The sequence below is a fragment of the Microcoleus sp. CAWBG640 genome (assembly GCF_020883015.1).
GTDB classification, from domain to species: domain Bacteria; phylum Cyanobacteriota; class Cyanobacteriia; order Cyanobacteriales; family Microcoleaceae; genus Microcoleus; species Microcoleus anatoxicus.
The window spans coordinates 1-6265 of the sequence record NZ_JAHRFC010000158.1 but is presented as its reverse complement, the minus strand read 5'-3'; the positions used below and the strand labels follow the sequence as shown (position 1 = coordinate 6265).

Genomic DNA, 6265 nt, shown 5'->3' with positions numbered 1-6265 from the left:
CATTAAACCTGCGGGCCTATGACTTTGTATCCCAAGAACTTCGTGCAGCAGAAGATCCTGAGTTTGAAACGTTCTACACTAAGAATATTCTGTTGAACGAAGGTATTCGTGCTTGGATGGCTCCAACTGACCAACCACACGAAAACTTCATCTTCCCAGAAGAAGTTCTGCCTCGTGGTAATGCTCTGTAAGCATCGCGACAGCTAGAAACAAATCAGCTATTTTAACAAGCTGCAAAAGCTCCTGTCTGCTGGCAGGAGCTTTTTGTGTGAAGGAATTAAAGTACGATCGAAAATATTGCCCTTAGCTGCAAAATTTTTCACTGAATCGGTTCACTTCTGATTCGTTGTGTTATCGTATTAATTGTGCATACCGGAATGACACTCAGAACGCAGGTTCTTCTAGTATTGCTACCAATGGGTAGCACACAAATCCTCATACTTAATCTCAGATTAAGATGAGGTGCGTTCACATAGTAAGCAATTTAGCTAAACTTGGAGGTGATGCCCATGATAGAAAGTAGTAAACGCATGGGTCATCAGATTGGAAACTACCGGCTGTGCGCCGGGGCCGCTCACTAGCAGTCAGCCGTCGTTCTCCCCAGGAAGCGACTTCCATCGGGAACCAGGCTTAGTTAGGGAATCTCCCGGCAGTCAGGTTCTAATCTGAAGACCCGCTAGACCGCTCTCACCCCAAATAGTGTTAAAGTTTAAGTGTCAAAACTTGGGCTTAAATACTACTGGTGAGAGCGGATAGCTTTTGGTAAAATTTTCGACAGGCGAGCAGCATCCCAAGGTAAACACAATGAATTCACTACTGAAAGATACTGAAATTAAAGCCCGCGCTAGTCAATTGTCAGGTTGGACAGTTGAAGGTGATAAACTCCGCTGTACCCGGAAATTTCAAGATTTTATAGCAGCGATCGATTTTGTGAATAAGTTGGTCGCACCCTCAGAAGCCGCAGCACATCATCCAGATATAGAAATTTCCTATAATAAAGTCACAGTTAACTTGACAACTCACGATGCAGGAGGCTTAACTGAGAAAGACTTTGCACTAGCTAAAGAGATTTCTTCACTAAAATAAAAGCTTTACCGCTCACCACAAAGGAGCCACAGCATCTAGTGATGGTCTCAAAAGCCGAAATTTCACCAATAAAACATCGACTCTGGGCTAGAATCAGAGGTGAGAAAGTCGAGATGCAAAAAGTCCCATGTATTCAAGGCTATTCGCCATCCTCCGACCATGATCGTATTTGAAAAGCCAGAGTTATTGAACGAATCTGCTGAAAGAACAGAGCTGATAGAACAACTTTTGGATATTGGTGCAGCTCTTTCGAGTGCCCAAGATTTAGGGGGTTTATTAAACTTAATTTTATCCAAAAGTAGGGAAATTACCTACAGTGATGCCGGCAGCGTTTACTTAGTAGATCACAGTGACGAAACATCTAAACTACTGTTCAAGGTAGCTCAAAACGCTTCTAAACCGAGACTGTCGTTTAAGGAGTTTGCGCTCCCACTAACAGACAAAAGCTTGGCGGGCTACGTGGCAATTACAGGCGAAAGTTTGAACCTGTCTGATGCCTATGACTTGCCGGCGGGTGTGCCCTATCAGCTAGATACGAGTTTTGACAGGGATATTAACTATCGTACTTGCTCTGTGATGGTGCTGCCGATGCAAAACCGACAGGGGGAGACTATAGGTGTACTGCAACTGATCAACCGCAAAACCAAAGCAGACACGGTGCTGACAGCCGAAAATGCCTGGGAATCGACCCAGCGTTATTCGGAGTGGGAAGAAAGAATAGTTCGATCGCTCGCTTCTCAAGCCGCCATCTCGATCGAGCGCAATCAACTACAAGAAAGCATAGAACACTTATTTGAGGGTTTCGTCAAGGCCTCGGTGCAAGTAATAGAAGCCAGAGACCCCTGTACCTACGGCCACTCTGAGCGAGTAGCAGCCCTGACGGTACGTCTTTCAGAAGAAGTAAACAGCACTAGCGGAGGATGGCTGCGTCCTATTTACTTTAACCATCGCCAAATTCAAGAAATTCGCTACGCAGCCCTGCTGCACGACTTTGGCAAAATCGGAGTTCCCGAAGCAGTTTTAACCAAGCAGAAAAAGCTTTACCCCTCACAGCTAGAAATCATTCGCCACCGTTTTGCCTTAGCTCAGCGGACCATGGAAATGGAATGCGTGCAATCCAAGTATAAATACTTACTATCCCATTCAGCCTACCGCAAACATCCTAATGAAGAATCAGGATGTCTTCAATGCCAAGAAATAGAACAGCTAGACACGAAGCTAGCAGAGGCAAAAGCTCGATTGGCAGAATACTGGGAAGTGCTGCTAGAAGCTAACGAGCCTCACATTCTGGCCGCCGAACCTCTAGCTCAACTGCGAGAACTTGCTCGACAAACTTACAGAGATATAGACGGTGAAATTAAACCCCTGCTAGACCAAGATGAAATCTTACAATTGATGGTGTCCAGGGGCAACCTGACGGTGGTAGAACGAGCAGCCATAGAATCTCACGTAACTCACACCTATGAGTTTCTGAAACAAATTCCTTGGACAAAAGATTTAAAAAATGTTCCCGAAATTGCCTACGGACATCATGAAAAACTCGACGGTACAGGGTATCCTCTAGGTCTCAAACAGTCGGAAATTCCAATTCAAGCTCAACTGATGACGATCGCCGATATTTACGATGCCCTGACAGCCGGGGATCGCCCCTACAAGCGGGCGCTACGTACAGAAGCAGCCCTCAAAATTTTGCGACAAGAAGCAACTCACAATAAAATCAATAGCGATTTGTTACAACTGTTCGAGCACCGACAAGTATTCAGCGTCCTCGGACACAATTTGGATGTCGATCGCGTCGAATCACTCTAGACGATAGTGCCAAGGAGTGCTAAAAAGTAAATATACTAGCTGTTGATTGCTCAACAGTTAATCGGATTTGAAATGTGAGATTTGAGATTGGAGATTGCACCAGTCCTGAGTCTGCGAAGGCATGAATCAGGCGCAAACATACCAAATCGTTTTCGGTCATTCCGAAAAAATTTAACAGAAAAAATCAAAATTTTGGTCTCGTTTTAAAGTATGCTATGGGGGCAACTACTGACCACATAGAACACTAGACAAGATTCCAAGATTCTTTGTAATCGGTGTGAGGAGGAGAGTAAATATGTCGAAATTTTTGTGGAGTTATCTACTGATCAGTCCAGCAGTCTTAGGAGCTACCCTAGTAGTTTCTTCGAGCGCGATCGCAGCAGACGCTCAACCCGCTGCTGACGCAACTGTGGCTCAAACTGCAAAAACTGCCATCGCTGAAATCTCCGAAGCGAAGCTCAATGCTTTAGCCGCCGTTCCTCAAGGAACAGCAGTTGAGACAATTGAAGCAATTTCCCAAGTTCCGGGCGACGAAATTGAGTCCCCAAAGGTAGCCACTGATGCTCAGGCTGCTACTGACAATGCGATCGCAGCCAACACAGCCACAGAAACCGCAAACCCCAAAGCAGCATCAGAAGCGGTAAGTGCATCTTTAGCAGCAGTTGAACCCACAGTTGTTGAGCAACTAGCAACTTCGGCTGTAGAAGCAGCTCAACCAGAACAAATCAGCGCCACTCAACCAAAAACAACCATTCCCTCAGTGGTAGAGTCGGCACAACCCAGTTTGCCAAAACCCGCTGAAGCTGTAGCTCAAACCGCAGCACCAGCAACTTCAAACCCCAACGCTACACTAGAACAGCTCAGCCAATACAGCACCGAAGGTGCAGCAGAATCTGAAACTCAAGGTCAAGTGACCTCAGTCTCTCAGCTTTCCGACGTGCGCCCCACAGACTGGGCATTCCAAGCACTCCAATCCCTAGTCGAGCGCTACGGCTGTATCGCCGGCTACCCTGATGGCACTTTCCGTGGCAACCGGGCCATGACCCGCTACGAATTTGCCGCCGGTTTAAACGCTTGCTTAGATAAAGTTAACGAACTAATCCGAGCAGGTACGACCAACTTAGCAACCAAACAAGACTTGGCAGCCCTCCAACGGCTCCAAGAAGAATTTGCAGCGGAACTAGCAACCCTGCGCGGCCGAGTAGATGCCTTGGAAGCTCGGACATCCGAACTCGAAGCCAACCAATTCTCCACCACTACCAAACTGACTGGGGAAGCAATCTTCGCCCTCAGCGACGACTTTGGTGGTAGTGCAGGCTTTTTTGGCAGAGACCGCAAAAGAATCGGCAGCAACAACAACGAAGCTGTATTCCAACAACGGGTACGTCTCAATTTAAACACGAGCTTCACTGGCAGAGACTTGTTGCTGACCAGGCTGCAAGTCGGCAACGGTCGAAACTTTAACTTTGGGGCTACCAGCGAAGGGACTCAAACTTGGAACGTAGTCGGCAGAACCGACAACGTTTTTGCCCTCGACAGCTTGCTGTACAAGTTTCCCGTCGGCGATCGTTTGAACGTTACCCTCTCAGCCAACGCAGGCGTTTGGGACGACATCATGCCCACTGTCAACCCATACTTTGAAGACTTTGACGGTGGTAACGGGGCATTAAGCGCCTTTGGACAACGGAACCCGATTTATCGCCTCGGTGGCGGTGCCGGTATCGGCTTTGATTATGCCTTCGGCGGCCGGGGATTGCTCGGTGGCGTGTTCGGCCCGACTTCTCTTTCTTTCGGCTACTTGGCATCCAATGCCGCCAATCCTAGCAAAGGTGCGGGTTTGTTCAACGGCGACTACGCAGCCATGGGGCAGTTGACTTTTACCCCCGGACGCAATTTGCAGGTTGCTCTCAACTATAACCACGGTTACTTTAGCAGAGGTAACTTTGGGTTTGACAATGGTTTGAGCAATGGTTCTGGTAATCTCGGCGGTTTCACCGGCACCGGTGTGGCTAACTCCCTGAACGGCTTGAGTGACGGTTTTACAGGCTTCCGCAGTCGCAAAGTTGTCAGCAACTCCTACGGCGCTCAGGCTTCGTTCCGACTCAGCCCCAGGTTTATCGTTGGGGGCTGGGGTGGTTTAACTAATGCTCGCATTCTCGGTATCGGTGATGCGAAAATTTGGAACTACGCTGTCACTTTGGCTTTCCCCGATTTAGGGAAAGAAGGCAACTTGCTGGGCTTTGTGCTTGGTCGCGAGCCTTATTTGGATAAACTTGAGGCTGCATCTAGTTTGCGGAACTTCAGAAATGATACTTCGTGGCACATTGAAGGCTTCTACAAGTACCAGCTTACAGATAATATTTCTGTGACTCCTGGGGTAGTTTGGATTACTAACCCTAATCAAGATAAGGGTAATGATGACATCATCATTGGTACTCTCAGAACTACTTTCACTTTCTAGGAACAGCTTCTAGAAGGCTGGATGGGTGATGCTCTTTCGCCCCAGAGGTCTCAAATTTTAAGTTAGCCCTGCCTGTGGCAGGGCTTCTTGTTGGGAGGAATCAGGAAGTCAATAAACTCTAGTGGAGAACCGGAGTATAATCAATAGTGGGAAGTTAGAATTTTGAACTCAAAATCAATACTTGCGATCGCTTCTGATACCAAATCCTCTCTTCATCGTCCTGTATTAAACTCTCTCTTCTCTTCCTTCGCGTCCTTCGCGCCTTCGCGGTTAAATCATTCCGATACAACCGGAATTGATATGACTTCGGAGTTGCAAATTATGGTATTTTAAAGTGAAATTATGGTGGAACTATCCTGTAAAAGCGAATATGCGATCTTGGCTTTGCTGGAGTTGGCGGATTGCTATGAGGAAGGTGAACCGCTGCAAATTCGCCAGATAGCGACTCAGCAAAATATCCCCGATCGATATTTAGAACAGTTACTCGCTACGATGAGACGCTGTGGTTTAATCCGCAGCCAGCGAGGCGCTAAGGGAGGTTATATTTTGGCAAGGGAACCCTGGAAAATTACCCTCCTAGAAATTGTCAACTGCCTGGAAGGTTCGGATTTTGAGCGATCGGAAAAAGACTCCCCTGCTCAAACCGTAGAAAGTGCCGTAATTTGGGAAGTTTGGCAAGAAGCTCGCTCCATTGCTAACTCCGTTTTACAAAAATATACCCTGCAAGACCTGTGCGAAAAACGCAATGGCAGACGACAGCTCAATATCATGTACTACATCTAATTAGGGTTTGCTGAATAATCGATCGCAAACTGAGAGCAGGAGCGATCGATATATTCAAGCTCGGTTAAATATAAGTTTTTCTGTATCAATTCCACCCAGTTATAATTGTAAATTATCTTCACCCCA

General features: G+C 47.0%; 5 protein-coding genes. All 5 read left to right on the top strand.

Annotation, left to right across the window (positions count from 1 at the left end):
• Window positions 1-191, top strand: a 191-nt coding sequence (locus tag AAFP11_RS29420) for a photosystem II protein D2 (protein WP_341740196.1), incomplete at its 5' end; no start/stop codon positions are given.
• 613 nt (window positions 192-804) lie between these two features.
• Window positions 805-1086 (top strand): 4a-hydroxytetrahydrobiopterin dehydratase, encoded by a 282-nt coding sequence (locus AAFP11_RS29415; RefSeq protein WP_340525695.1) that lies wholly within the window; start codon window positions 805-807, stop codon window positions 1084-1086.
• Window positions 1087-1245: 159 nt separating this feature from the next.
• Window positions 1246-2895, top strand: a complete 1650-nt coding sequence (locus AAFP11_RS29410; protein ID WP_341740195.1) for an HD domain-containing phosphohydrolase — start codon at window positions 1246-1248, stop codon at window positions 2893-2895.
• Between the two features lie 295 nt (window positions 2896-3190).
• The gene (locus AAFP11_RS29405) at window positions 3191-5356 is read left to right on the top strand and encodes an iron uptake porin (protein WP_341740194.1); all 2166 of its coding nucleotides are present in this window, start codon (window positions 3191-3193) and stop codon (window positions 5354-5356) included.
• A gap of 342 nt (window positions 5357-5698) precedes the next feature.
• Window positions 5699-6139, top strand: coding sequence for an Rrf2 family transcriptional regulator (locus AAFP11_RS29400; protein WP_340525700.1), 441 nt, complete (start codon window positions 5699-5701; stop codon window positions 6137-6139).
• Window positions 6140-6265 lie beyond the last annotated feature (126 nt).